22 protein-coding genes are annotated in these 25816 nt (G+C 67.5%); 7 read left to right on the top strand and 15 right to left on the bottom strand.

What is annotated here, in order from left to right; all coding sequences use genetic code 11:
- Positions 1 to 217 precede the first annotated feature (217 nt).
- The 7 genes from BOSE62_RS00605 to BOSE62_RS00575 all read left to right on the top strand — a co-directional run bounded on the left by BOSE62_RS00605 (position 218) and on the right by BOSE62_RS00575 (position 10560).
- Positions 218 to 2725, top strand: a complete 2508-nt coding sequence (locus BOSE62_RS00605; protein ID WP_159640362.1) for a heavy metal translocating P-type ATPase — start codon at positions 218 to 220, stop codon at positions 2723 to 2725.
- On the top strand, positions 2722 to 3174 hold the full coding sequence (gene cueR, locus BOSE62_RS00600) for a Cu(I)-responsive transcriptional regulator (RefSeq protein WP_159640359.1): 453 nt from the start codon (positions 2722 to 2724) through the stop codon (positions 3172 to 3174). Before BOSE62_RS00605 ends, cueR begins: the two co-directional genes overlap by 4 nt.
- A 295-nt stretch (positions 3175 to 3469) precedes the next feature.
- Positions 3470 to 4684: an efflux RND transporter periplasmic adaptor subunit gene (locus BOSE62_RS00595; RefSeq protein ID WP_236553750.1), complete on the top strand. Its 1215-nt coding sequence runs from the start codon at positions 3470 to 3472 to the stop codon at positions 4682 to 4684.
- Positions 4681 to 7857: an efflux RND transporter permease subunit gene (locus BOSE62_RS00590; protein WP_159640356.1), complete on the top strand. Its 3177-nt coding sequence runs from the start codon at positions 4681 to 4683 to the stop codon at positions 7855 to 7857. The genes BOSE62_RS00595 and BOSE62_RS00590 overlap by 4 nt, the downstream gene beginning before the upstream one ends.
- Positions 7854 to 9320, top strand: coding sequence for an efflux transporter outer membrane subunit (locus BOSE62_RS00585; protein WP_159640353.1), 1467 nt, complete (start codon positions 7854 to 7856; stop codon positions 9318 to 9320). The genes BOSE62_RS00590 and BOSE62_RS00585 overlap by 4 nt, the downstream gene beginning before the upstream one ends.
- A complete protein-coding gene (locus BOSE62_RS00580) occupies positions 9317 to 10258 on the top strand; it encodes a LysR family transcriptional regulator (protein WP_159640350.1) in 942 nt (313 codons plus the stop codon). The genes BOSE62_RS00585 and BOSE62_RS00580 overlap by 4 nt, the downstream gene beginning before the upstream one ends.
- A gap of 2 nt (positions 10259 to 10260) precedes the next feature.
- Entirely contained in the window at positions 10261 to 10560 is a 300-nt protein-coding gene (locus BOSE62_RS00575; protein ID WP_159640347.1) for a hypothetical protein, read from the top strand.
- A 17-nt stretch (positions 10561 to 10577) separates the two neighbouring features.
- Here BOSE62_RS00575 and BOSE62_RS00570 read toward each other — a convergent pair whose 3' ends face one another.
- The 15 genes from BOSE62_RS00570 to BOSE62_RS00500 form a co-directional block, all read right to left on the bottom strand.
- A complete protein-coding gene (locus BOSE62_RS00570) occupies positions 10578 to 10799 on the bottom strand; it encodes a DUF2274 domain-containing protein (protein ID WP_012049886.1) in 222 nt (73 codons plus the stop codon).
- Complete coding sequence (locus BOSE62_RS00565) at positions 10796 to 12013, bottom strand: TrbI/VirB10 family protein (RefSeq protein WP_159640344.1); 1218 nt, start codon at positions 12011 to 12013, stop codon at positions 10796 to 10798. The genes BOSE62_RS00570 and BOSE62_RS00565 overlap by 4 nt, the downstream gene beginning before the upstream one ends.
- Positions 12010 to 13026, bottom strand: a complete 1017-nt coding sequence (gene trbG, locus BOSE62_RS00560) for a P-type conjugative transfer protein TrbG (RefSeq protein WP_159640341.1) — start codon at positions 13024 to 13026, stop codon at positions 12010 to 12012. Before trbG ends, BOSE62_RS00565 begins: the two co-directional genes overlap by 4 nt.
- Complete coding sequence (trbF, locus tag BOSE62_RS00555) at positions 13023 to 13706, bottom strand: conjugal transfer protein TrbF (RefSeq protein ID WP_159640338.1); 684 nt, start codon at positions 13704 to 13706, stop codon at positions 13023 to 13025. Before trbF ends, trbG begins: the two co-directional genes overlap by 4 nt.
- Before the next feature lie 6 nt (positions 13707 to 13712).
- Positions 13713 to 15098, bottom strand: coding sequence for a P-type conjugative transfer protein TrbL (gene trbL, locus BOSE62_RS00550; protein WP_159640335.1), 1386 nt, complete (start codon positions 15096 to 15098; stop codon positions 13713 to 13715).
- Positions 15095 to 15397 carry a putative entry exclusion protein TrbK-alt gene (trbK-alt, locus tag BOSE62_RS00545; protein WP_159640332.1) on the bottom strand — a complete coding sequence of 101 codons (303 nt, stop codon included), beginning with the start codon at positions 15395 to 15397 and terminating at the stop codon, positions 15095 to 15097. Before trbK-alt ends, trbL begins: the two co-directional genes overlap by 4 nt.
- A gap of 8 nt (positions 15398 to 15405) precedes the next feature.
- A complete protein-coding gene (trbJ, locus tag BOSE62_RS00540; RefSeq protein ID WP_159640329.1) occupies positions 15406 to 16122 on the bottom strand; it encodes a P-type conjugative transfer protein TrbJ in 717 nt (238 codons plus the stop codon).
- Positions 16119 to 18575, bottom strand: a complete 2457-nt coding sequence (trbE, locus tag BOSE62_RS00535; RefSeq protein WP_159640326.1) for a conjugal transfer protein TrbE — start codon at positions 18573 to 18575, stop codon at positions 16119 to 16121. Before trbE ends, trbJ begins: the two co-directional genes overlap by 4 nt.
- Entirely contained in the window at positions 18572 to 18853 is a 282-nt protein-coding gene (locus tag BOSE62_RS00530; protein ID WP_159640323.1) for a VirB3 family type IV secretion system protein, read from the bottom strand. The genes trbE and BOSE62_RS00530 overlap by 4 nt, the downstream gene beginning before the upstream one ends.
- Positions 18850 to 19185: a TrbC/VirB2 family protein gene (locus BOSE62_RS00525; RefSeq protein ID WP_159640320.1), complete on the bottom strand. Its 336-nt coding sequence runs from the start codon at positions 19183 to 19185 to the stop codon at positions 18850 to 18852. The genes BOSE62_RS00530 and BOSE62_RS00525 overlap by 4 nt, the downstream gene beginning before the upstream one ends.
- On the bottom strand, positions 19182 to 20168 hold the full coding sequence (gene trbB, locus BOSE62_RS00520) for a P-type conjugative transfer ATPase TrbB (protein WP_159640317.1): 987 nt from the start codon (positions 20166 to 20168) through the stop codon (positions 19182 to 19184). The genes BOSE62_RS00525 and trbB overlap by 4 nt, the downstream gene beginning before the upstream one ends.
- Before the next feature lie 140 nt (positions 20169 to 20308).
- Complete coding sequence (locus BOSE62_RS00515; protein WP_159640314.1) at positions 20309 to 20728, bottom strand: CopG family ribbon-helix-helix protein; 420 nt, start codon at positions 20726 to 20728, stop codon at positions 20309 to 20311.
- Positions 20725 to 22755 (bottom strand): conjugal transfer protein TraG, encoded by a 2031-nt coding sequence (locus BOSE62_RS00510; protein WP_159640311.1) that lies wholly within the window; start codon positions 22753 to 22755, stop codon positions 20725 to 20727. Before BOSE62_RS00510 ends, BOSE62_RS00515 begins: the two co-directional genes overlap by 4 nt.
- Before the next feature lie 180 nt (positions 22756 to 22935).
- Positions 22936 to 24666 carry a relaxase/mobilization nuclease domain-containing protein gene (locus tag BOSE62_RS00505; protein ID WP_159640308.1) on the bottom strand — a complete coding sequence of 577 codons (1731 nt, stop codon included), beginning with the start codon at positions 24664 to 24666 and terminating at the stop codon, positions 22936 to 22938.
- A 259-nt stretch (positions 24667 to 24925) separates the two neighbouring features.
- Entirely contained in the window at positions 24926 to 25816 is an 891-nt protein-coding gene (locus BOSE62_RS00500; protein ID WP_159640305.1) for a lytic transglycosylase domain-containing protein, read from the bottom strand.

Below are 25816 nucleotides of genomic sequence, written 5' to 3'. Positions count from 1 at the left end.
TAACGACGAATCACAAGCTAACCTTTCCCATCGTTGGAAGGTCAAGGCCGTTTTCGCGATTGCTGTCGGAAAGGGAAAATGCGGCTCCCGCATTCACCCATGCGTTTTCAGATGCAGGCTGGCCATATTTGGCCGGCATATATTTTGCCTTGACCTTCCCACGATTGGAACCTGCATCTTGATGCAAATTCAATCGAAAAGTGTGGAGTATCGAGCAATGAGAGCCGCGGAAATCCAGGGAAACTTGGCGGATCGCGCCGATTCGGCGATCAGCCTGCCCATTGAAGGCATGACCTGCGCCTCTTGCGTCGCGCGCATCGAACGATCGCTGAGCAAGGTCGAGGGCGTGCAGTCCGTCAGCGTCAATCTGACGACCGAGCGCGCCGACATTCAGGCCAGCAACTCCGTTGACCGGAAGGCGCTGGTGAAGGCCGTCGAAGACGCCGGCTATAATGTGCCATCTGCCACCGGCATCGAGCTGGCGGTGGAGGGGATGACCTGCGCCTCCTGCGTCGGGCGGGTGGAACGGGCGCTCAAAGCCGTCCCCGGCGTCACTGAGGCGACCGTCAATCTGGCGACCGAGCGTGCGAGCGTGCGCGGCACGGCCGATGTGCAGGCGCTGATCGCGGCAATCGCGGGCGCGGGCTACACCGCGCGCCCGATCGAAACGAGCGTCGCCGGTGATGAAGAAACGGCCGAACGCAAGGATGCTGAGCGCCGCGATCTCAAGCAGGATTTCTTCATGGCCGCAGCACTGGCGCTGCCGGTGTTCCTGCTCGAAATGGGCAGCCATGTCATTCCCGGCGCCCATGCACTGATCGACCGCACGATCGGCATCCAGACAAGCTGGTATATCCAGTTCGTCCTCACGACGCTGGTCCTCGCCTTCCCCGGCATCCGTTTCTACGAGAAGGGTCTGCCCGCGCTGGCGCGGCTGGCACCCGACATGAACTCGCTGGTGTCGGTCGGCACGCTGGCCGCCTATGCCTATTCGCTGGTCGCGACCTTCGCGCCCGGCCTGCTGCCCGCAGGCACGGTGAACGTCTATTATGAGGCGGCGGCCGTCATCGTCGCGCTGATCCTGCTCGGCCGCTATCTGGAAGCCCGCGCCAAGGGCCGCACGTCCGAAGCGATCAAGCGGCTCGTGGGATTGCAGGCCAAAACCGCCCGCGTTCGCCGCGATGGCTCCGTGGTGGAGGTTTCCATCAACGAAGTCGTCACCGGCGACATCATCGAAGCGCGCCCCGGCGAACGCATCCCCGTCGACGGGGAAGTGATCGAAGGCGAGAGCTATGTCGATGAGTCGATGATTACCGGCGAGCCGATCCCGGTCGCCAAGGTCGCGGGCGCCACGCTGGTCGGCGGCACGGTCAACCAGCAAGGCGCGCTGGCCTTCCGCGCCACCGCTGTCGGCGGCGCGACGATGCTCGCGCAGATCATTCGTATGGTCGAACAGGCGCAGGGGTCGAAGTTGCCGATCCAGGCGCTGGTCGACAAGGTGACGATGTGGTTCGTTCCCGCCGTGTTCGCCGTGGCGGCGCTGACGTTCGCGGCGTGGCTGTGGTTCGGCCCGTCGCCCGCGCTGACCTTCGCGCTGGTCAATGCCGTGGCGGTCCTCATCATCGCCTGCCCCTGCGCGATGGGCCTCGCGACGCCGACCGCGATCATGGTCGGCACAGGGCGCGGCGCGGAGCTGGGCATATTGTTCCGCAAGGGTGAAGCCCTCCAGCTTCTGAAGGATGCCAGGGTCGTCGCGGTCGACAAGACCGGCACGCTGACCGAGGGACGCCCCGCGCTCACCGACCTTCAGGTGACGGACGGCTTCGACCGGGCGGCGGTGCTGGGTCTGGTTGCCGCCGTCGAGAACAAGTCGGAGCATCCGATTGCCCGCGCCATTGTCGACGCCGCGAAGGCGGAAGACATCGCGCTGCCCGCGATTGGCGACTTTGAATCGATCACCGGCTTCGGGGTAAAGGCCGTGGCGGGCGGCGAGTTGGTCCAGATCGGCGCCGATCGTTTCATGCGCGAACTGGGGCTGGACGTCGCCGCCTTCGCCGACACGGCCGCGCGGCTGGGCCAGGAAGGCAAGTCGCCGCTCTACGCCGCGATCGACGGCAAGCTCGCCGCAATCATCGCCGTGGCCGACCCGATCAAGGAAACCACCCCGGCCGCGATCGCCGCATTACACGCGCTTGGCCTCAAGGTCGCGATGCTGACTGGCGACAACCGCATGACGGCGCAGGCCATCGCCCGCCAGCTCGGCATTGATGAAGTGGTGGCCGAAGTCCTGCCTGAAGGCAAGGTGGACGCGATCGCCCGGCTCAAGGCGGATCATGGCCGTGTCGCCTTCGTTGGCGACGGCATCAACGACGCGCCCGCCTTGGCGGCGGCCGATGTCGGCCTTGCGGTCGGCACCGGCACGGACATCGCGATCGAGGCGGCGGACGTCGTGCTCATGTCCGGCCATCTGAACGGCGTGGCGACGGCCATTGCGCTCTCGCGCGCGACGATCGGCAATATTCGCCAGAACCTGTTCTGGGCGTTCGCATACAACACGGCGCTGATCCCAGTCGCGGCGGGTGTCCTCTATCCGAGCCTGGGCATCCTGTTGTCGCCGGTCTTCGCGGCGGGTGCTATGGCGATGTCGAGTATCTTTGTCTTGGGCAACTCGCTGCGCCTGCGCGGTTTTCGGTCAGGCACGATTGAGGCAGGAGCAGCATCATGAATATCGGGCAAGCATCCAAGGCATCGGGCGTCTCCGCCAAGATGATCCGCTATTACGAGCAGACCGGCCTCATTCCGAAAGCCGATCGCAAGGACTCCGGCTACCGCGATTATTCGCCGTCGGATGTCCACATGCTGCGGTTCATCCGGCGGGCGCGCGATCTCGGTTTCTCGGTCGCGGAGATCAACGACCTTCTGAGCCTCTGGCGGGACACGTCCCGCCAGAGCGCCGACGTGAAGCGGATCGCCCAGGCGCATATCGCTCAGCTTCAGGAGCGGATCGAAAATCTGGAACAGATGGCCGCGACGCTCAGCACGCTGGTCGACTGCTGCGCGGGCGATGATCGACCTGACTGCCCGATCCTTGCCGATCTGGAAGAACCCAGCGGGGAGCAGGAAGTGCCGAGCCCGGCTACGGCTGGAACAGGGCGCCTCCGACATCGCCCCTGAATGAACTGGCTATTCGGCGCCGCTTCGTGATGCGACGCCGTCCCCACTAGAACGGCGACCGCCGCACACTTGAGGCGGCTGATCCGGCTGCAAGCCACTGGCTTGCGGTTCGGATCGACGCGCCATGCGGGTGCGAATCTCTCGATCCTCCGCCAATCGTTGACATATTACATATGAACACATATTCATATGAATCTGGGTGACATAAAAGCCTTGACCTTGCCAACGTTGGAAACCGCAAACCGCACAAGAATCAATCAGACGCCGCGGAACAGATGAGCAGGGCGCGGCACCGTTGAAGGGCAAAATCATGCGAGCAAAAAGCGCACTTCTCCTGGCCTCCGTGGCCTTGGCTATAGGTGGCCTTACTTCGGCCTGTAGCGAATCGGGCAGCGATCAGGGCGCGCAGGCGGCTGCCGCCGCGCCGCAAGTGCCGGTGGCGCAAGTCGTGGTGCGCGAGCTTGCGCCCTCGGCCGAGTTCAACGGTTCATTGGCCGCGCCCCAAAGCGTCGAGTTGCGGCCTCGCGTCAGCGGCGCGATCGTCTCCGTCCACGTCCCTGAAGGTGCGATCGTCAGGAAGGGGCAGCTTCTGTTCCGCATTGATCCGCGCCCCTTCCAGGTCGTGCTCGATCAGGCGCAGGCGCAGCTTCGCCAGGCGCAAGCCTCGGCCGCACTCGCGGAAAGCAATTTCAGCCGCTCGGAACAGCTCGTCTCGACCGGCGCGATCTCGCGCAAAGCCTATGACGACGCCGTGGCGCAGCGGAACGCCGCCCGCGCACAGGTTCAGGTCGGCAACGCGGCCGTCGCCGCCGCGCGTCTCGACCTTTCCTTCACCCAGGTTACGGCGCCGATCAACGGCCGGGTCGATCGCGTGCTTGTCACGGCGGGCAACGTCGTGGGCGCAGGCGCCAGCGCGACACCGCTCACCACCATCAAATCGGTCAACCCGCTCCATGTCCTGTTCGACATCGACGAGGCGACCTATCTCAATTTTGTCGAGCAGGCCCGACGTGGCGGTTCGACCGCGCCCCTTCCGGTCGAAATCGGTCTGATGACCGAGCAGGGCTATCCGCACAGCGCCACGCTCGACTTCCTGGGCAATGGCATTGATCGCAGCGCAGGGACCATCCGTGCCCGCGCCATCATCGCCAACCCCGGTGGGGACCTCGCGCCGGGTCTGTTCGCTCGCGTGAGGCTCACGCTCGGCGCACCCCAACAGGCCATCCTCATCAACGATCAGGCTGTCGGAAGCGACCAGGGCAGGAATTATGTGCTGGTCGTCGGCCAGGGCAACAAGGCCGAGTATCGGCCGATCGAACTCGGTCCGGTGGTTGATGGCCTTCGCGTCGTCAAATCGGGACTGAGGCCGGGCGACAGCATCATCATCAAGGGTCTTGTGCGTCCTGGGATGCAGGTCACGCCGCGCAGGGGGCCGATGGTCCAGGGCGAGGCTTCGGGTGCGGGCAACCGTCCCGCCGCTGAGGCTACTTCTGCGGAGGCGGGTCAATGACATTTCCACGCTTCTTCGTCGACCGCCCGATCTTCGCGGTCGTGCTATCGGTGCTCATGCTGATCGCCGGGGGCATCACCCTGTTTCAGCTTCCCTTGAGCGAGTATCCCTCGGTCACGCCTCCAACGGTGCAGGTCACGGCCGCCTATCCGGGAGCCAGCCCGGAGGTCATAGCCGAAACCGTCGCCGCGCCGCTCGAACAGGCGATCAACGGCGTCGAGAACATGCTCTACATGAGTTCGCAGTCTGCGACCGACGGGCGCATGACGATCTCGATTTCCTTCAAGCAGGGAACCGATCCCGATGTCGCGCAAATTCAGGTGCAGAACCGCGTCTCGCGCGCGCTGCCCCGACTGCCGGAGGAGGTGCAGCGCATAGGCGTTGTGACGGACAAGACCTCGCCCGACATCCTGATGGTCATGCATATGCGCGCCACCAGCGATCGTTACGATCCGCTCTACGTGTCCAACTATGCCTCGCTGCGTGTGAAGGATGAACTGGCGCGCCTTCCAGGCGTCGCCAACGTCATCATCGGCGGTGAAGGCGAGTATGCGATGCGCGCGTGGCTCGATCCTACCAAGGTGGCGGCGCGCGGCCTGACCGCCAGCGACGTCGTCGCCGCGATCCGCGAGCAGAATATTCAGGTCGCCGCCGGTTCGATCGGCCAGCAACCCAATGCGCAGGCCGCCTATCAGGTGTCCGTCAATGCGCTGGGCAGGCTGACCACCGAGGAGCAGTTCGGCGATATTGTGGTCAAGAGCGGCGAAGATGGGCAAATCACCCGCCTGCGCGACGTCGCCCGCATCCAGATGGGCGCGGACAATTATACTCTGCGCAGCATGTTGAACGGCAAGCCCGCCGTCGGCATGCAAATCCTCATGAGTCCCGGCGCCAATGCGCTCGACACGTCGAGTGCGGTGCGGGCCACGATGGAACGCCTCAAGGCCGATTTCCCGGAAGGCATCGGCTATGAGATCGCCTACGATCCCACGATCTTCGTGCGCGCCTCGCTCAAATCGGTGGCGGTGACGCTGCTTGAAGCGACGCTGCTCGTCGTTCTCGTCGTGGTCATCTTCCTCCAGAGCTGGCGCGCGTCCATCATTCCGCTGGTCGCCGTGCCGGTGTCGCTCGTCGGCACATTCGCCATCATGTATCTGTTCGGCTTCTCGCTGAACACGCTGTCGCTGTTCGGACTGGTGCTTTCCATCGGCATCGTCGTCGATGACGCGATCGTGGTGGTCGAGAATGTCGAGCGACACATCGCTTTGGGTCAGTCTCCCAAGGAGGCGGCCCGAAAGGCGATGGACGAGGTGACGGGGCCGATCCTTGCGATTACCTCGGTGCTGGCGGCGGTATTCATCCCCTCGGCATTTCTGTCAGGATTGCAGGGTGAGTTCTATCGCCAGTTCGCGCTGACGATCGCGATTTCAACCATCCTGTCGGCCATCAATTCGCTGACGCTCTCCCCCGCGCTGGCCGGTATGCTGCTGAAACCGCATCACGGCGACACGCCGCGCGATCGGCTTACCCGCTTCATCGACCGTGTATTCGGGGGCGTCTTCGCGCGGTTCAATCGCTTCTTCGACAAGCTGTCCGACCGCTATGTGGGGACGGTGCGCCGTGCGGTGCGGGCGAGTGGAATCGTTGGGCTGCTCTATGCCGGCTTCCTGGGGCTGACCTGGCTGGGCTTCCACCAAGTCCCCGCAGGCTTCGTGCCGATGCAGGACAAATATTATCTGCTCAGCATCGCCCAACTTCCTGCCGGAGCCTCGCTCGACCGCACGGAAGCAGTGGTGCAGCAAATGTCAGAAACCGCGCTTGCGGAGCCGGGCGTCGAAAGCGTCGTCGCCTTTCCCGGCCTCGACGTGAACGGCGCGGCCAACCTGCCCAATTCGGCGGTCATGTTCATCATGCTCGACAGTTTTGAGGATCGGAAAGGCGCGGACCTCTCGGCCCACGCCATCGCCGGCAGGCTGATGGGCAAGTTCAGCCAGATTCCCGACGGCTTCGTGGGTGTATTCCCGCCGCCGCCTGTGCCGGGCCTTGGCGCAATGGGCGGCTTCAAGCTGCAAATCGAGGATCGCGCGGGACTTGGCTTCAACGCGCTCGCGCAGGCGCAAGGGCAGATCATGGCGCGCGCCATGCAGACGCCTGAGCTGGCCGGGATGCTGGCGAGCTTCCAGCCCAACGCGCCCCAGGTCCAGATCGATGTCGATCGGGTGAAGGCGAAGGCGCAAGGCGTGCCGTTGACCGCGATCTTCGAGACGATGCAGGTCAATCTCGGCTCGCTCTATGTGAACGACTTTAACCGCTTTGGCCGCACTTACCGGGTGATGGTCCAGGCCGACGCGCCGTTCCGCCAGCAGGCCGAAAATATCGGTCAGCTCCAGGTCCGCAACGCGACGGGCGAGATGATCCCGCTGTCGTCGCTGGTGACGATCACGCGCAGCACGGGGCCGGATCGCGTCATGCACTATAATGGCTATCCGTCGGCCGACATCAGCGGCGGCCCTGCGCCGGGCTATTCGTCGGGTCAGGCGACGGCGGCAATCGAACGCATCGTCCAAGAAACGCTGCCTCCCGGCATGACCTATGAATGGACCGATCTCACCTATCAGGAGAAGGCCGCAGGCAACACGGCGCTTATCGTCTTCCCGCTGTCGGTGCTGCTCGCCTTCCTGATCCTGGCGGCGCAATATAATAGCTGGTCGCTGCCGTTCGCCGTGCTGCTGATCGCTCCGATGGCGCTGCTCTCCGCCATCGGCGGCGTGTGGATTTCAGGCGGCGACAACAACATCTTCACACAGATCGCGTTCGTCGTGCTGGTCGGCTTGGCCGCCAAGAACGCCATCCTGATCGTGGAGTTCGCCCGCGCGAAGGAACAGGAAGGCATGGAGCCGCTACCGGCGGTTTTGGAAGCGGCGAAGCTGCGATTGCGGCCGATCCTGATGACGTCGATCGCCTTCATCGCCGGCGTCATTCCGCTGGTGATCGCGAGCGGCGCGGGCGCGGAAATGCGTCACGCCATGGGCATCGCCGTGTTCGCCGGGATGCTCGGGGTTACGCTGTTCGGCCTGATCCTCACGCCCGTCTTCTACGTCGCTGTGCGGCGCTTTGCGGTCCGCCGCGAGGCACGTCAGCCATCGGCCCCGCTTTCGGAGCAAAACGCATGAACGCTCGACTGAATGCCCTGAGTGGCAAGCTCATCCTTCTGCTCGGCTCGGCGGCGCTCGCCGGTTGCTCCATGGCGCCGAAATATGTGCGCCCGGAAGCGCCGGTGAGCCCATCCTTCCCGACCGGCGCGGCGTATGAGGGCGTGCAGCCTTCCGAGGCGAGCGCGGGAGCGGACATCGGGTGGCGCGACTTCTACGACGATCCGCTGTTGCACGAGCTGGTCGAAAAGGCGCTGACGAATAACCGCGACCTTCGCGTGACGGCCCTGAACGTGGAAGCGGCGCGCGCGCAATACCGCATCCAGCGATCCGAACTGCTGCCGACCATCGCCGTCGGGGCGGAAGGGACAGCCCAGCGCTTGCCATCCGACCTGTTCTATAACCGCCGCAGCTATCAGGTGGGGGCGATGGCTTCGGCCTGGGAGCTGGACCTGTGGGGCCGCGTCCGCAGCCTGAGCGATCAGGCGCTGGAGTCCTATCTGTCGCTGGATGCCACCCGGCAGGCTTCGCAGATGAGTCTCGTTGCGGAAGTCGCCAACGCTTATCTGACCTTGCGCGCCGATCAGGAACTGCTCCGCCTCGCCAACGAAACGCTTGCCACCCAGGAACGCAGCTATGCGCTGACGAAGCAGCTTGCCGAAGTGGGCAATCTTGCCCGGCTCGATCTCGAACGCGCCGAGGTGGCGCTCCGCACGGCGGAATCGGATCGCGCGACCTTTACTCGTCTTGCCGCACAGGACCGCAATGCGCTGGTTCTGCTGCTGGGTGAGCCGTTGTCGCCGGAGCTGACCACCCGGCTTGATGCGGCTGACACGTTGCCCGACGGGATCATGCCCGCCGATCTGCCCGCTGGCTTGCCCTCGGACCTTCTCACGCGCCGTCCCGACATTCGCGCGGCCGAACATACGCTGCGCGGCGCGAACGCCAATATCGGCGCGGCCCGCGCGGCATTCTTCCCGACGATCAGCCTAACCGGCTCGGCGGGAACAGCGAGCGCCAGCCTCGACGATCTGTTCTCGTCGGGGTCGGGCGCGTGGAGCTTCATGCCGCGCATCACCCTGCCGCTTCCCATCTTTGGCGGCGGCGCGCTCAGGGCCAATCTCGACCGTGCGGAAGTGCAGAAGCGGATCGAGATCGCCAACTATGAAAGGGCAATCCAGTCCGCATTCCGCGAAGTGGCCGATGGCCTCGCTGGCAAAGGCACTCTGGACGCTCAAATCCGGTCGGAAACGCAGCGGGTCGATGCGAGCCGTAACGCCTATGCGCTCGCGGAACAGCGGTTCAAAGCAGGAGAGGACGACAATCTCGCCCTGCTCGAAGCCCAGCGCACGCTCTACGGATCGCAGCAAGCCCTGGTCCGCTCCAAGCTGGTGCGGCTTAGCAATCTCATCAATCTCTACAAGGCGCTGGGCGGCGGCTGGACGGAGTTCGCGGCACCGCCTGATGATCCGTTAACCCGGTGATCGAGCTGCGCCAGCTTCGCTACCTGATTGCGGCCGCCGAGGCTGGCAGCTTCAGCCGCGCGGCGCGCAGCATCAATATCAAGCAGGCAACGCTTAGCAGGCATATCCTCGAAATCGAGAAGCGGCTGGGTATGGCGCTGTTCGACCGCAAGACGCGCGGTGCCACGCTGACACCGAACGGCACAACCTATCTGCGGACGGCGCAGCGCATCGTCAGGGAGTTCGAGGAGCTGAACGCTTGGGTTCGCGCCACGAACGACGGCCATGCCGGCAAGCTGGCGGTGGGCTTCTATACGTCCTTCTCTGCCGGCAACTTGCGGGCGACGCTGAGCGAGTTCGGCGAACGCTATCCCGAGGTGAAAGTGTCCGGCTTCGAGCGCGACCGGGATATGCTGCTGGCCGGGATCGAGAACGGCCTGCTCGACATCGCGATCATGACCGGCGAGACACCCTATCGGGAGTTGATGAGCCGCCCCTTGTGGAGTGAGCGCATGTTGGTGGCGATGCCGGAAGGCCATCAGCTTATCGCGCGCGAGCGTATCCATTGGCCGGACCTGAGCGGCGAACGCTTCCTGCTCACCGAGCGCGATCCCGGCCCCGAAACCCGTAACATGCTGCTAGGGAAGCTTGGGATGCCGGGCTACACGCCCGAGATTGCAATGGACGACATCGGCCGCGACACGGTGCTTAGCGCCATCGCGCTGGGCGGCCATATCTCGATCGTCGCGGAATCCGCGCTCGGCATCCAGATTCCAGGCGTCGTGTTTCGCGAGGTCCATGAGACTGGCAGCCACATACGGATAGGCTTTTCGGGGTATTGGCGGGCTGACAACGAGAATGCGGTCCTGCGCCGGTTTCTCGATTTCGTGGCCGTTCGCTATTCGCTGCCACCCATTCCCACGCCCCAGCCATCACATCACCAACCGGAGAAAAAATAGCCATGACACAGAGTAAGACACTCATCATCGTGCTGGTCATCGGATTCGGCGCGGGCTTCGTCCTGCGCCCGGTGATCGTGCCCGTCGACCAAGCGGCGATCGTCGCCGACCCGCCTGCCGCCGCGCCGACGCCGGCCGAGCCGCGCGCGATGCAGTATTTCGCGGCGCATCTCGATGAAGCCCGGCAGGTCGTGGCGCAATGCGCGGAAGGAACGGCCCGCGGCGACGAGTGCGCCAACGCCGAGCAAGCGGTGATCGAGGCGGAAGGCCGCGAGCGGTTCAAGAAGTTCATGGGCAACTGACGGCAGGCGGCGCGCTCTCACTTCCGCTGCGCGAGCCACCGGCGAAAGCCCCTGTCCGTCGCCATGAGCTGAATGGCCATCGGCACTAGCAGTTTCTCGGGCGGCACAGGCGAACTGCCCGTCTCGGCCGCGTGTGCCTCCGCATAGGCGGTCAGCTCGCGATATACCGCAGCGGGAATGTCCACCGTGGCCTTTATCGGCTTCTCGTCGGGAAGCGGCCCCAGCTTCAATTTGCTCATCGTGCGCCTCCAACCGGCTCCAATACGAGGTCGCGGGTCAGAACCACGCGCAACGGATGCCCCGGCCGGATGGTGAGCGTCGGCTGCACGTTGAGCTGCCGACGCACGATCTGCTGGCCGGTCTGGTTGATGGTGTCCTGCGATCCGCGGCGCAGGGCGCGAGTCAGGTCATCCTCGCTGTCCGCGCCCAGCTCGGCCCCCACGCCAAGCAGCGTCGAGACGGCGGCGGCTTTCAGCAGGTTGCCCCAATGCTGGTTCACGCGATCCTGCAATCCGGCATAGCCGGCCGCATCGGCGCCGGGCTGGCGCTCGAGAACGATCGAGCGGCCGTCCGGCATGATGAGCCGATCCCATGCCAGCAGCACGCGCGTCTGGCCGGCGGCGATTTCGCTGTCATACTCGCCGATCAGCCGCGCCCCTTGCGGGATGAGCAGGATGCGGCCCGTAGGGCTGTCATAGACGTTCGCCGTCACCTGGGCGGTGATCTGGCCGGGCAGGTCGGAGCGGATGCCGGTGATGAGCGCGGCCGGAATGATGCTGCCGGCCTGCACGATGTTGGGCGAAGCCGGCGCGACAAGCCGCTCGACGCTCACCGTGCGCTGGCTGGACGCCTGCGCCATGAAGGCGCGTTTGGCGGCCTGGTCGCCCTGCGCGGAATCGGCTGGCTGCGGAGCGGCAGCGTCGGGCGTTGCGATTGCGAGGTTCGGCAGCGAAGGCATGGCAGCGGCCCCGGCGCTACCGCCGCCGAGAAACACGCCGCTCATGCGCGCCGCGTCGCGCTCCTGGCTGATGCGCTGGCGGGCGGCTTCCTCGGCCTGGGCGCGCGGATCGGGCTGGGCGCCGACCGGCGGGACCGGGACATTCTCCCCGCGCTGTTGCGCCGAGACGATCGGGCCGCCGAGATCACCGGGAAGCGGCGGGCCGAGTTTCGGCGCCTGACTGTAATCGCGCGGTCCCGACGTGATGGTCTCGGAGGTGGCGCGGCTGTCCGTGCTGTAGAGTTCCTTTGCTTCCTTCTCGCCTGCCGGCTTCAGCGCATAGATCAGCGAGCCGCCGATCCCGAGGCTGGCGACGACGCCGATCGCGGCCAGAGCCTTGCGCGACAGGCGCATGACGCGCGGCGGGTCGCCGCGAAGCTGGAAGGCTTGAGGATCGGGGCGCGGCGCTTGCGGTGCGGCGGCCTCGGGCGGGGAATTGTCGGCCGGATCGGTCACGGCCGCCCCCTGCGTCCGTCGTCGCGCACGATGCGGACGCGCTGCTCGCTGCGCCGGTCGCCCAGGCGCAGCTCAGCGGCGGCGAACAGCCGGTCCACCACCATGTAGCGGCCCTGCACACGATAGTTGACCAGCTCGGCGTCGCCGGCCGCGCCGGTCGCGAACAAGGGCGGCATCTCGCCCTGCGAGATCCCGGCCGGAAACTCGATGAACACCTGGGCGGAATCGTCGAAGGCGCGAACGGGCTTCCACGGCACGCGGTCGCCCTCGATCCGGTAACGGAAGTTGAGCGCCGCGAGGTCGAGGCCGGTCGCGACGGGGGCCGAGGCGGCGGCTTCGGCATTGGCGCCGCGCAGCGCGATGAGCTGGTCCTGCGGATAGGTCCACGAGACCGACGCCATGTAGGTCGAAGCCGTCGCGCGCAGCTCCAGATGATAGGTGCGCCGGGAAGTGTTGATGATGAGGTTCGTGGAAAGGTCGGGCCGCGTCGGCTTCACGAGGATATGCACGCGCGCCGTCGCGCCGCTGCCGCTCACCGTGTCGCCAATGATCCACCTGACCGTATCGCCGGCCGCGACCGGCCCCGACCCCACGAGCTGCTCGCCTTCCTGCAAGGCGATGTCCGTTACCTGTCCGGGCGCGGTATAGACCTGATAGAGCGCGCCGTCCGTCCAGGGATATTGCTGGATGGCGTTGAGGAAACCGTCACGCACCGGCTGCACGCGGGCGGCGGCGTTGGCGGCCCCGACGCGGCGGCGCGGATCGGCGGGCTCGGAAGTCGCCGCTCCGGCCGCGACCGGCTTCAATTGGCCGGGGAGCGGCAGGGGTTCGGGGATCGTCACCACCTCGACGGGGCGCGGCGGTTCCGCAGCCGGCGTCGCCGCGATCTCGCGCGGCGGATCGTCGTAGGCGATGGCGGGCGGCTTCGCCGAGGTGGTGGCGCAGCCGGCGAGCGCGGTGGCGGAGACAAGCAGGACCGCCGAGGCGGAACGGCGAAATGGCGTGTGCGTCATTGCGACAGCTCCCTTGACCAATTCAAAGCGTTGACGAAGACGCCGAGCGGGTTCTTGCGCAGGGCGTCGGGCGTGCGCGGCGGCTGCACGACGATGGTGAGGATCGCGGACCAGCGTTCGGTGGCGGCGAGGCTACCGTCCTGATAGCGCCGCTCGGTCCATGCGACGCGGAAGCTGTCGGGCGATGCCCGGATCACGCTCGACACGTCCACCGCGACCTGCACCCGGCCGACATTGGCGAAGGGGTCGTTGGCGCGGGCGTAGTCGTTTAGCGCCACCGCTCCCCGATCGGTCGTGAAGTCGTAGGCGCGCAGCCAGTTCTGGCGGACGATAACCGGATCGGCCGGGATCGCCCTGACCTGCTCGATGAAGCGGGCGAGATGGAACGCGATCTGTGGATCGGTCGGGCGGTAGCCGGCTTCGGCGGGGGCGACGGCCTGGGCCTCGCCGAGCCGATCGACCTGCACCACCCAGGGCACGATATGCCCACGCGCCGACTGCCAGACGAGGCCGGCGGAAAGACCGCCCGAGAGCGCCAGCGCGCCGAAGAAGGCGAGGCGCCAGTTCTTCGCCTGCACGCGGGCGGAGCCGATGCGGTCGTCCCAGACTTGCGCGGCGCGCTGATAGGGTGTGGCGGGTTCGGCGGTCTGGCCATAGCGGATGGTGGGGCGTCGGAACATCGGAGGTCAGTCCTTCTCTTTGATGTCGGGACCGGCTCCGCCGCCGTGGCTGTCGCCGGCCTTCATGGTGTGGGCGAGGACGGTCGCGCCGTGGCTGACGGCCTGGCGGCGTTTCATCGCGGCGGCCCATTGAGGCTGGGCCGACGAGCCGGTCGATGCGGAACCGCCAGCGGTTGCGGCGGCCGGGCCGGCGGGCGCGGGTCCGCCGGTGATCGTGCCGCCGGTGGCGGTGAACCCGGCACGGGCGCCGGAGCGGAAGTTGGACTTCATTGCCGCGCCGCCCTTGGCGGCGGCCGCGCGCAGCGGTGAAAGGACGGCGCTCGCCGCGCTTCCCGCCGCCGCCTGGCCGACCGCGGCCATGCCGCCCGCGACAGCGCCCGCGCCGCTCTTGCCCAGCGAGCCGAGGCTGTAGGCGCTGGTCGCACCGCCAGCCATCTGAGCGCCGCCACGCGCGGCGGCGCCTGTCATCCGACCGGCCGTGCCGAGCGCGGAGCCGGCGGCCCCGACGCCAAGCCGTGCGGCGGCTGCGCCACCGACCAGCGCGCCGCCTGCTGCCAGCGCGGTCCCGGCCGCCGCACCCGCGCCGAGCTGCGGGCCGCCCGAGACGATGCCGTTCGCAATGCCAGGACCGAAGATCGACAGGCCCAGGAGCGACAGCGCGGCGAGCGCGATGGCCATGACCTGATTGATGTCGGGCGCGGGGCCGAGGGCCGCGCCGGTGAACTGGCTGAACAGGGTGGTGCCGATGCCGGTAATGACCGCAAGCACCAGCACCTTGATGCCGGTCGAGACGACATGGCCCAGCACCTTCTCGGCCATGAACGCGGTCTTGTTGAAAAAGGCGAAGGGCAGCAGGACGAAGCCGGCGAGCGTCACCAGCTTGAACTCGATCAGCGTGATGAAGACCTGCACGGCGATGATGAAGAAGGCGAGCACCACGATCACCCAGGCGAGCAGCAGCACGAGGATCAGCGCGAGGTTCGAGAACACAGCCCAAAGGCTGGAGAACTGCCCCGCCGCATCGAGCAGCGGCTTGGCGGCTTCGAGCCCCTTCGCCGCGATCGTGCCGGGCTTCATGAACTCGTCGATCGTCATCGCCCCGCCGCTGGCCTGGAGGCCGAGCCCGGCGAAGCTCTCGAACACGATGGTCGCGAGCAGCGCGAAATTGCCGATGATGAAAGCGAAAGTGCCGATGTAGAGCGTCTTCTTGACGAGGCGCTGAAGCACGTCCTCGTCCGCACCCCAGGCCCAGAACAGGCCGGCGAGCGTCACGTCGATGGCGATCAGCGTGGTCGAGAGGAACGCGACCTCACCGCCGAGCAGCCCGAATCCGCTGTCGATGTAGCCGGTGAAGACATTGAGGAAATTGTCGATAACGCCGGTGTCGTTCATGGCGCGGCGCCTTCATCCGGCGCCGTGTCGCCGCCGCGCTCGATCTCGGGCGCGGGCTCGTCCTGGCGGAAGAAGCGGCGGCGGTTGGCGGCCCAGGCCGCCTCGCAGCCGCTGTCCGGCATGGTGAGCGAGGCGCAGCGATCCAGCTCGCGGGCGAGCCTGGCCTGGCCATCGTCCGCCGACAGGACAAGCGGCGGCGCGGGCGCAGGCTCATCGGGCTGGACGGCGGCGGCGATCGCCACCGTCATCATCAGCCCGGCCAGCGCCGCCACCCCCGCGATCTTCGCCGTGCGCGGCATTGGGCGTCTCAGTTGCCCATGAAGCGGCGGAACCGCTCGCGCCCCTCGGCCTCCTCGGCCGCCTGGCGGGCGGATTGCAGCGCCTGCGCCCGGCCCTGCGCCGCCACGGCGGCGGTCAGGTCGGCGAGCTGCTGCGATTGCAGCGCGAGGAGCTGGTTGCCCGCCTGCGTCGCCTGGAGCGCGCCGGTCGCGGACTGGCTGGCCGAGACCAGGCTGTCCATCGTGGTGCGGGCGCTTTCGATGTTGCCGACGACGCCGGCCTGCACCTGCAAGGCGTCCTGAAAGGCGCCGACGCTATCCTCCCAGCGGGCATTGGCGTTGGCGACCATCTGCGCGTGATCGCCGGTCAGCGCCGCGCCCTTGTAGCGGCCGTTGAACGCCTGCTGGATGTCCTGCACGTCGTAGGCGATGCGCTGCGCCTGGCCGAGCAGTTGCTGCGTCTGCTGAATCTGCTGCTGAAGCGTGCTCACCGTCGAGAGCGGCAAGCTGGCGAGGTTGCGCGCCTCGTTGATGAGGCTCGTCGCCTGCTGCTGGATTTGCTGGATCTGATTGTTGATCTGCTGAAGCGACCGGGCGGCCGTCAGCACGTTCTGCGCGTAGTTGGTCGGGTCATAGACGATGCCGCCGAACTGCGCGTAGGCCGGCATGGGCGCGATCATCGGCACGACGGCCGCGCTGGCGAGGACGCCGGCCAGGATGGCGCGGCGCAGGGGGAATCCGGTCATAGAGGTAGCTCCTGCTGAGGTTGGCGTTGGGGATCGGGGGGAAGAAGCTCGACGGCCCAGGCGCAGCCGCGATGGCGCAGCCATTCGGCCGCGAACCCGGCTTGGCCGTAGGTCTCGATGATGTCGGTGATGGCGAGCTGGTCGGTCTTCGACGACGCGGCGGCGAAGGTCAGCGCGACCTCACCCAGCCCCAGTTCGAACAGGCGATTGCCGCGCCTGCTTTGACAGTAATAATCCCTCTTGGGTGTCGCCCGGCTGAGGATTTCGATCTGTCGGGCATTGAGCCCGAACCGCTCATAGATCACCGCGATCTGCGGCTCGGCGGCGCGCTCATTCGGCAGGAAGATGCGCGTCGGGCAGGATTCGATGATGGCCGGCGCGATGCTCGACGTCTCGATGTCGGCGAGGCTCTGCGTCGCGAAGACGACGCTGGCATTGCGCTTGCGCAAGGTCTTCAGCCATTCGCGAAGCTGCGCGGCGAAGTCCGGACTATCGAGGACCAGCCAGCCCTCGTCGATGATGATGAGCGTCGGCGAGCCGTCCAGCCGCCCTTCGATCCGGTGGAACAGATAGGAGAGCACCGCGGCGGCCGAGCCGGCGCCGACCAGGCCCTCGGTCTCGAAGGCTTGCATGTCGGCTTCGCCCAGCCGCTCGGCCTCGGCGTCGAGCAGCCGGCCCCACGGCCCGCCGATGCAATAGGGCGCGAGCGCCTGCTTGAGATGCTGGCTCTGCAACAGGACCGCGAGCCCTGTCAGCGTCCGTTCTGCCGGCGGCGCGCTGGCGAGGGAGCCCAGCGCCAACCATATATGCTCTTTAGCTTGCGGATCGACGGCGACGCCTTCGCTGGCGAGGATCGCCGCCAGCCATTCGGCCGCCCAGGCGCGCTCGGCCGGATCGTCGATCCGAGCGAGCGGCTGCAACTGCACACCACCATCGCTGTCGTCGGACAATCCGCCGCCGAGATCCTGCCAGTCTCCGCCGCAGGCGATGGCGGCGGCGCGGATCGAGCCGCCGAAGTCGAAGGCGAAGACCTGGGCCTTCTCGTAGCGACGGAACTGCATCGCCATCAGCGCGAGCAGCACCGACTTGCCCGCGCCGGTCGGCCCGACGATCAGCGTGTGGCCGACATCGCTGCCGTCGGGGTGAAGGGAAAACCGGAACGGGGTCGAGCCTTCGGTCCTGCCATAGAGCAAGGGGGGTTCACCGAAATGCTCGTCCCGTTCCGGCCCCGCCCATACCGCTGACAGAGGGATCAGGTGGGCGAGATTGATGGTGGAGATCGGCGGTTGCCGGACGTTGGCGTAGGTGTGGCCGGGCAGGCTCCCCAGCCATGCCTCGATCGCGTTCATGCCCTCGGGGATGACGGTGAAGTCGCGGCCCTGGATGACCTTCTCGACAAGCCGCAGCTTCTCGGCCGCAATGGCGGGATCGCGGTCCCACACCGTCACCGTCGCGGTGACGTAGGCCATGCCGGCATAGTCTGCGCCCAGCTCCTGCAGGGCGGTGTCGGCGTCGGCCGCCTTGTTCGAGGCGTCGCTGTCGAGCAGCGTGGACGCCTCGTTGGTCATGACTTCCTTGAGGATGGCCGCGACCGATTTGCGTTTCGCAAACCATTGCCGCCTGATCCTGGTCAGCAGCTTGGTCGCGTCGGTCTTGTCGAGCATGATCGCCCGCGTCGCCCAGCGATACTCGAAGGCGAGCCGGTTCAGTTCGTCGAGCAGGCCGGGAAACGTGACGCTCGGGAATCCGACGATGGTGAGCGTGCGGAGGTGATGATCGCCCAGGCGCGGCTCCAGCCCGCCGGTCAGCGGCTCGTCGGCGAGCAGCGCGTCGAGATGCATGGGCGTCTCGGGGACGCGCACGCGCTGGCGCCGGGTGGAGATCGTGCTGTGCAGGTAGGTCAGCGTTTCGGCGTCATCGAGCCAGCGGACCTCGGGGACGAAGCCCTCGACCAGATTGAGAACGCGGTCGCTACGATCAGCGAAGCCCTTGAGCAGCTCCCACGGATCGACGCCGGTGGTGGACCGGCCCTCGTAGAGCCAGCTTTCGGCACGGGCGGCTTCCTCGGCCGGCGGCATCCACAAGAGCGTCAGATAATAGGCGCTCTCGAAGTGGGCGCCTTCCTCGCGGAATTGTTCGCGCCGCTCCATGTCCACCAGCGCCGAGACGGGATCGGGGAACGCCGATTTCGGGTAGTCGAGCGCGGGTGTGCGCTGCGCCTCGACGAAGATCGCCCAGCCCGAACCGAGCCGCCGCAGCGCATTGTTCAGCCGCGCGGTGGTGGCGACCAGCTCGGCGGGCGTGGCGCTGTCGAGATCGGGGCCACGGAATCGCGCGGTCCTTTGAAAGCTGCCGTCCTTGTTGAGCACGACGCTTGTCCCGACCAGGGCGGCCCAAGGCAGGAAGTCGGCCAGGTGGGCGGCGCGATTCCTGTATTCGCGCAAGGACATCATGGCCGCATCCACGCCGGATAGCGGAGGTGTCGGCGGGCCACGTCCACGAACTGCGGATCGCGGCGCGCGGCCCAAACCGACAGCGCGTGGCCGATCGCCCAGATGACGAGGCCGGCGATCCAAAGGCGCAGGCCGAGTCCGATCGCGCCCGCCAGCGTGCCGTTGACGATGGCAAGCGCGCGCGGAGCGCCGCCGAGCAGGATCGGCTCGGTCAGCGCCCGATGCACCGGGGCATAAAAGCCCGCGATCGGCTCGACGGGATCGGCCGCGCCGGTCATGCGATCAGCGCTCCGCCGCCGAAGCTGAAGAAGCTGAGGAAGAAGGAACTGGCTGCGAACGCGATGCTGAGGCCGAACACGATCTGGATCAGCCGACGGAAGCCGCCGGACGTATCGCCGAACGCCAGGGTCAGGCCGGTCACGATGATGATGATGACCGCGACGATCTTCGCCACCGGCCCCTCGATGCTTTCGAGGATCGACTGGAGCGGCGCTTCCCACGGCATCGACGATCCGCCCGCATGGGCGGGAGCCGAGATGGTCAGCGCGATCACGCTGGCGGTGGCGGCGAGCATGGCGCGGCGTGCGCCATGCGACAAGGCATGGATCATGGCAGGTCTCCGGTCTGGGGGGTGGTGAGCGGCGTGAGGCGGTAGTCGCCGGTGGCGGCGTCGAGTCCTTCGACGCGGGCCAGCTCGGCGAGGCGGCGGCCGTGGCCGTCGCGGACGAGCACGGCGATGAGGTCGATGGTCTCGGCCAGCAGCGCGCGCGGGACCGTGACGACGGCCTCCTGGATGAGCTGCTCCATGCGGCGCAGCGCGCCGAGCGCGGTGCCGGCGTGGATCGTGCCGATACCGCCGGGGTGTCCGGTGCCCCAGGCCTTGAGGAGATCGAGCGCCTCGGCGCCGCGCACCTCGCCGATCGGGATGCGGTCGGGACGCAGGCGCAGGCTGGACCGCACGAGATCGGACAGCGTGACGACGCCATCCTTGGTCCGCATGGCGACGAGGTTGGGCGCGGCGCACTGAAGCTCGCGCGTGTCTTCGATCAGGACGATGCGGTCGGAGGTCTTGGCGACTTCGGCCAGGAGCGCGTTGACCAGCGTGGTCTTGCCGCTGCCGGTCCCGCCCGCGACGAGGATGTTGGCGCGGGCAGTGACGCCTGTCCGCAGCGCCGCGGCCTCGGCCGGCAACATGATCCCGGCCGCCGCATAGTCGTCGAGCGTGAACACCGCGACGGCGGGCTTGCGGATCGCGAAGGCGGGCGCGGCGACGACGGGCGGCAGCAGCCCCTCGAACCGCTCGCCGCCTTCGGGCAGCTCGGCCGAGACGCGCGGGGACCGGGCGTGAACCTCGACGCCAACATGGTGCGCCACCAGACGGATGATGCGCTCGCCATCCGCCGCGCCGAGCGTCATGCCGGTGTCGGAAATCCCTTCGCCCAGCCGATCGACCCACAGCCGGCCGTCCGGGTTCAGCATCACCTCGATCACGGCGGGATCATCCAGCCAGGACGCAATCGACGGCCCCAGCGCCGTGCGCAGCATCCGCGCGCCGCGTGACTTCGCCTCGGAACGGATCGGGTGGACGGTCAAGAAAAAGCCCCTGATGAGGGCCGGGCGAACCGCCGCCCGGCGTCAGGGGCACATCAAGAGAGACAGAAAATGCCGTGCTTCAACAAGTAAATGTGGTCGTCGTAGTCTGGCGTAGAGATACAAGAACTGGCGTAGTCAGCTCATTCTTCTTGGTGCGGAAAGTCCTCGCCGATTTCTTGTCTGACCTTCGGACCTTTTGCGAGTCGGCGACCGAGCGCCTCCATGAAGGCGTCGTAGCGGTCGCCGCCTCGCCGGCGCATCGCGGCCCGTTCGCTCTCGGGCGGCGGCGGCGTGTTCGACAGCCAGAAGCGCACGAACAGCGCGATCATCTCGACGCCGATCCCGACATCGCGCTCCATCCGGGTCATGCGCCGGTCCAGCTTGTCGAGCCGCTTGGCGATGGCGGCCTCGCGCTGCTCATCGGCGTCGGGCGACAGGAAGGAGGCGATGGCCGCCTCGGCGATCAGCGAGCGCGACTTGTCCCTCCGGTCGGCATAGGCGGCGAGCGCGCGCATCAGCTCGGGGTCGAGATAGACCGACAGCGGCGTCTTGGTCGTCATAGCTCGATGCCGTCATCGGGATCGAGCGACGCCTGCCGGGCCACGCGCTGCATCTGGCGGCGCACCGTCGCCTGCCGTGCCGCATCGCTATCGGGGTCGGGCTCATCCAGCTCGAACTCATTGGCGGGCGCGGGCCGGGGCGTCGGCGCAATGTCGATATGGCGCTCCAGCGCCGGCTCGCGGAGCAGGTCCGCATTGGCGGCATCGTCCTCAGCATCCGCCTTCTTGGCGGCCTTTTTCTTCTTCGGCTTCTTCGGCGCGTCATGCTCGATCGGCTCGGGCATCGGCGGCGCCTCGATTGGCGCCAGGCCGCTCCAGTCGTCGGGCCGCGGCGGGCCGCCGCCGACATTGCTGTCGGGCGGCGACATCACCCGCTGCGTGAACCGCCGGTCCTTGAAGTAGCGGACCTTCTTCGCCCGGATCGGCGGGATGCCCGCGACCATGACGATCTCGTCGTCGGGCGGAAGCTGCATGATCTCGCCGGGGGTGAGGAGCTGGCGGGCTGTCTCGGAGCGCGACACCATCAAATGCCCGAGCCAGGGCGAGAGACGGTGGCCGGCGTAGTTCTTCATCGCCCGCATTTCGGTGGCGGTGCCGAGCGCGTCCGAAATGCGCTTGGCGGTGCGCTCGTCGTTGGTGGCGAACGACACGCGCACATGGCAATTGTCGAGGATCGCGTTGTTCGGCCCGTAAGCCTTCTCGATCTGGTTGAGGCTCTGGGCGATGAGGAAGCTCTGGATGCCGTAGCCGGCCATGAACGCCAGCGCGCTCTCGAAGAAGTCGAGCCGGCCGAGCGCCGGAAACTCGTCGAGCATTAAGAGCAGCCGGTAGCGCGACTGCCGCGCCTTCAGGTCTTCGGTGAGCCGGCGGCCGATCTGGTTGAGGATGAGGCGGATGAGCGGCTTGGTGCGCGAGATGTCGGACGGCGGCACGACGAGGTAGAGCGTCACCGGCAGCTCGCCCTCGACCAGATCCTTTATCCGCCACTCGCAGGTGCGCGTGACCTGCGCGACGACGGGATCGCGATAGAGGCCGAGGAACGACATGGCGGTCGAGAGCACGCCCGATCGTTCGTTGGCCGATTTGTTGAGCAGTTCGCGCGCGGCCGAGGCGACGACGGGATGCACGCCCGCCTCGCCCAAATGCGGCGTCGTCATCATCGCCCATAGGGTGCTTTCGATCGGGCGGCGCGGGTCGGACAGGAAGGCGGCGACGCCCGCCAGCGTCTTGTCGGCCTCGGCGTAGAGGACATGGAGGATCGTGCCGACCAACAGGGCATGGGAGGTCTTCTCCCAGTGGTTGCGCTTCTCCAGCGAACCTTCCGGGTCCACCAGCACGTCGGCGACGTTCTGCACGTCGCGCACTTCCCAGGCGCCCTTGCGGATTTCGAGCAGGGGATTGTAGGCGGCCGACGCGCCATTGGTCGGATCGAACAGCAGCACCCGCGCGTGCTGGGCGCGAAAGCCGGCGGTGAGCTGCCAGTTCTCGCCTTTGATGTCATGCACGATCGCCGAGCCCGGCCAGGTGAGCAGCGTCGGCACGACCAGGCCGACGCCCTTGCCGCTCCGGGTCGGCGCGAAGCACAGCACATGTTCGGGGCCGTCGTGGCGCAGATAGTCGCGCCCGAGCCGGCCGAGCATGACGCCGCTGTCGCCCAGCAGCCCGGCGGCGGCGATCTCGCCGCGGGTGGCCCAGCGCGCCGAGCCATAGGTCTCGGCGTTCTTCAGCTCGCGCGCACGCCACACCGACATGCCGATGGCGACGACGATCGCGGCGAACCCGCCCGACACGGCGATGAAGGCGCCGGTCTGGAATATCTCCGGCGCGTAGGCGTCGAAGGAGAACCACCACCAGAAGAAGGCCGGCGGCGGATAGATCGGCCAGTCGCCGAGCATGAACCAGGGCGCCCCAAGCTCGGGCTGATAGGCGAGCGCCGCGGCGGTCCATTGCGTCGCGGCCCACACGGCTGCGAGCACGATCAGGAAGACCGCGAAGACCTGACCCCAGAGGATTTTGGTTGCCGACATGGCATCGAAGTCGATGCGTGCCGGACGCCAAATCAAGTCACTGTTATCATGGGGGAAAGTCTAGCGTAGAAAGACAGGGAGCAGCGTAGTTCTGCCTGCTATATTTCCGATCGTGATCGTCGTTACTCGACCGCTATTCGCTCGATAGCCGGGTCGCCGCCCGAGTCTCTGCGCTCCGCCCTACAGGCCCAGCCCCCGGCCGCGTCCGAACGACCAATCCACCCCGCCGCCCGCGCGCATGACGCCGGAGATGTGCTTGCCGATCTGACTGTCGAGCGACGGGGACCAGGGCACGAGCTGGAAGCTCAGCCCGTTGTCGATCATCGCGAAGCGGCCCGAGGCGAGCGTCAGGCGCTGGCGCACGGTGCCGGCGACATATTCGCCGGCCTTGGACGGCGTGTGCGGCAGGCCGGTCTCGGCCGACAGCGCCTTGGCGGTGGCGTCCAGTTCGCGCCGCTTGAGCGTGTCGAGCAGGTTCCGCGCGAAGATCACGCGCTGGCCCTGCCGCCGCGCCAGGCCCTCGTCGGCGAGATGCTCGGCGCGCGCTTCCATCGCGGCGCGCACCTCGGTCCCGAAGCCACCGCCGAGATCGCGGCCGTCGCTCGCGAGGTTGCAGCGGTCGAGCCAGGTGGCTCCCGGTGCGCGGACCTGGGCGTCGAGGTCCATGTCGGAGCGCACGGCGAGCGCCACGCGCTGCCGGCCCTTGCGGTCCTCGAAGCGGCGCAGCTCGACGATCGCGCCTGGCCGGCAATCGCCGGTCGCCTCAATGTTGGGAAGCTGGACGTGATGGGTGCGCCCGTCGATCCCGTCCACGATCGCATAGGCCCGGCCGGTCAGCTCGTCGTGGAGGCCGCGATCGACCAGCTTGCCGATGACAGGTTGGGCGGGGTCGAGGTCCAGCACATAGCTGGCGGCGCCCCGGTCGATGCCGCGATCGGTCATGGCCTTGTGCATCCGCTTGATGATGTCGTCGCGGTTGCCCATCTCGCGCAGGGCCGCCTGGGCGTCGTCCGCGAGCGTCCATTGTCCCGGCGCGATCTCGCTGGCGAGGCCGAGGCCCTCCAGCTTGCGCAGCCGGCCCATCCGCAGCGCATGGTCGCCGTCCGGCCGCACGCCCGGTTCGGGCGCCATGTCGATGATGCCCTCGCGCTGCAAGGTGCGCGACAGGTCACGGTCGATCTCGGTCCAGCGCTCGGCTTCGACCTGGCGCACCAGCGACGCCCGGATTTCGAGGTCGGTGCGCAGCCCCAGCTCGCGGGTGACAATCTCGCGGGCGACGGCGCGCATCCCTTCGCGGATATAGTCGCGCGAGATGACGAGGTTCTGCCCGTCCTCGCCGACGCCGCGCACGATGATGTGGACGTGGGGATTGTCGGTGTTCCAGTGCTCGACGGCCCGCCAATCGAGCCGGGTGCCGAGATCCTTTTCCATCTGCGTCATCAGTTCGCGTGTGAAGGTCTTGAGGTCGCCCATCTGCGGCGCGTCCTCGGGCGAGACGATGAAGCGAAAATGGTGCCGGTCGTTCTCGCACGTCGCGGCGAAGGCGTTGCGGTCGAGGCCCTCGGCCTCGGCGCCGAACAGCACGCCCTTCTCGCCGTCGCGGGTGACGCCATCGCGTTGCAGATAGTTGAGGTGAGCCGCGAGCGAGGCGCGGCCGCCATGTTTGACGACGCGCGCCTTGACGACGACCTGGCGCGAGCGGTGGCCGAGCCGGTGCGTGGCGCGCAGGCTGGCGACCCGGCCGCGCCCGAAGGTCGAGCGGCCCGGCGCGATGATCCGGCCGCTGCGCGAGACGTGGCCGCCGGCCCGCTGCGCGGCGACGAGCGCCTGGGTGATGATGGGCAGCACCCGCTGACTGCCGCGCGAGCGGATGCGCCCAGGCCGGATGCGGAAATCCTCGTCGCCGCTCATGGCGCGGCGCTCCGCAATGTGCGGAAAACCCTTGCGGCTGCTGGCGTTTCGCCAGCGCCGCACAGTGCGGGCAATCCGCACACATTGCGCAGCAATGCCCGAAAGCCTTGAGAATCAAGGCCACAACCGGGGCGCATGGGCTTCGCACATTGCCGCCCTTTATCTTGCCCTCGGCCTTCCCCCTGCAAAATCAGGGCCTTCCCCCCTTCCAACGCTGCGAAAGGCTGCGAGGGAGCCCGCCACAGCGCGCCGGGGCCGCTCATCGGGGCCGCTCGCCGGACAGGGGGACGAACAGGCCGAGCGAAGGCGAGGCGACGGCGGCCATCGCGACGGAGGAGCGGTCGGCCGGCGAACGTTCGGACAGCGTGGGCGTGGCCCCGCTTTCGGCGCTCGCACCGCGATCCGAAGCGGCGTCCGCGCGCACCGGGAACAGTGCCGCACGACGCCAGGCGTAGGGATCGGACGGTGGCGCGGCGGCAAGCTGCGTGTCGCCCGCCCCGCCGGTGATCGACGCCAGCTTTGCGAGATAGGCGCGCGTCTCGGCGGGCAACGGACGGCCGCGCGACAGGTGCTCGTCATAGCGGCCCGGTCCCGCGTTGTAGGCGGCCAGCATCGCCGTCACGTTGCCGTAGCGGTCGTGCATTTCGCGCAGGTAAGCCGCGCCCGCCATGATGTTGTCGCGGGGGTCGAAGGGATCGCGCCCGAAGCGATAGCGAGCGCGCAGCCCGGTCCATGTGGCGGGCATGATCTGCATGAGGCCCCGCGCGCCAGCAGACGAAACGGCGCGCGCGTCGCGGTTGCTCTCGACGCGCATGACGGCCCATATCCACGCTTCGGGGAGGCCGAAGCGCCGTGCCGCGTCGGTGACATGAACGGCATAAGGATGACGCGCGGCCGCTCGCTCGGCCGGCGCGTTCTGCGCCAGCGCCGCGCCCGGCGAGACCAGCAGCAGGACCGCCAGACCGACAGCCGCCCCGACCCCGCTCCGCCGCCAGCCTGCCAGCGTGCTCGCTCCGGTAAAGGGTGCGCGCGATGCGCCGGCCGGGGGCCGCCCTTGACCTTCGCTGTGCGCGCTGGCCGGCCTGCGACCGAGCGGGACGAAGGGATGAGACGGCTTTTCCGCGAACAAAGGGATGATCGGGACGGACAC

It is taken from the genome of Sphingorhabdus sp. 109, assembly GCF_902506555.1.
Taxonomy (GTDB): Bacteria; Pseudomonadota; Alphaproteobacteria; order Sphingomonadales; family Sphingomonadaceae; genus Parasphingorhabdus.
This window is presented reverse-complemented; position numbering and strand designations above follow the sequence as displayed.